The following is a 1240-nucleotide window of genomic DNA, read 5'->3' on the forward strand; positions in this document are numbered from 1 at the left end:
TGTTAGCCAACCTGGTATGACTAGTAGTAGAGCTAATAGTTTTATACCTAATGAGAAGGTGATATTTTGCTTAATTACTTTTAGAGTTTGACGGCTAAGTCTAACAATGAATGGTAATTTTTGTAAATCGTCGCCCATTAGAGCAACATCAGCAGTTTCGAGAGCCGTATCTGTCCCTGCACCGCCCATTGCAATACCAACCGTCGATGCAGCTAATGCTGGTGCATCATTAATGCCGTCGCCAACCATTGCTACTTTATTATAAGTTGTCCGCAACGCTTTAATCGAATCTAATTTTTCTTGAGGCATTAGATCTCCTTTTATTTCAGTCACACCTAATTGCTTACCAATAGATTCAGCGGTTTTAGTATTATCACCAGTAAGCATAATAGTGTGTTCAATTGACAACTTGTGGAGTTCAGAAATAACGGCAGCACTTGAATCTCTTACTTCATCCGCGACAGCAATTACTCCTAAAATTTGTTCGTCAGTACCGAAATACATGGCGGTTTTCCCTTGTTCTTGAAATTGTCTGTATTGTACTTTGACCGCTGTTTCTTCGATTACTGATGCAGAAAACAGTTTAGGGCTTCCAATATAGTAACGTATGTTTTGATGTATACCTGTAAGTCCTTTACCTGTGATAGATTGGAAATCCTCGATTTGTATTGACTTGTAATCCACATTAGTTTTATCCGCTTCGTTTAAAATAGCAGAAGCTAATGGGTGTTGAGAAAGAGATTCCAACGATGAAATAATCGATAGATAATTTATATCAGTTTCAGAACTGGTTGCAATGAAATCCGTTACGACAGGCTTTCCTTTTGTTAAGGTTCCAGTCTTATCGAAAGCAATTGCTCTCAAATGACCAATTTCTTCCAGATAGACTCCGCCTTTTACTAAAACACCATTTTTTGCTGCATTACCAATAGCCGAAACAATTGAAACAGGTGTTGAGATCACTAATGAACAAGGACATCCGACAACTAAAATGGATAACCCTTGGTAAAGCCATTTATTCCAGTCACCACCAAAGAATAGCGGAGGAACAACCACTATCAAAAGGGCCATAATAATTATGAATGGCGTATAGTATTTTGCAAATTTATCTACAAAGGCTTGTGCAGGAGCTCGTTCTCCTTGCGCTTCTTCAACTAAGTGAATGATTTTGGCAATCGTTGTATCCGTTACTTTTTTTGTTACTTTGACTTCAAGAACACCTTCTTCATTTAGTGTTCCT

At 38.1% G+C, this 1240-nt stretch carries 1 protein-coding gene; it reads right to left on the minus strand.

What is annotated here, in order from left to right; all coding sequences use genetic code 11:
• Window positions 1–1240 (minus strand): heavy metal translocating P-type ATPase (locus ABZV77_RS42695; protein WP_356268795.1); only part of this gene is annotated, 1240 nt, incomplete at both ends.

The organism is Streptomyces sp. NPDC004732, from assembly GCF_040609235.1.
In the GTDB taxonomy this organism is placed as follows: domain Bacteria; phylum Actinomycetota; class Actinomycetes; order Streptomycetales; family Streptomycetaceae; genus Streptomyces.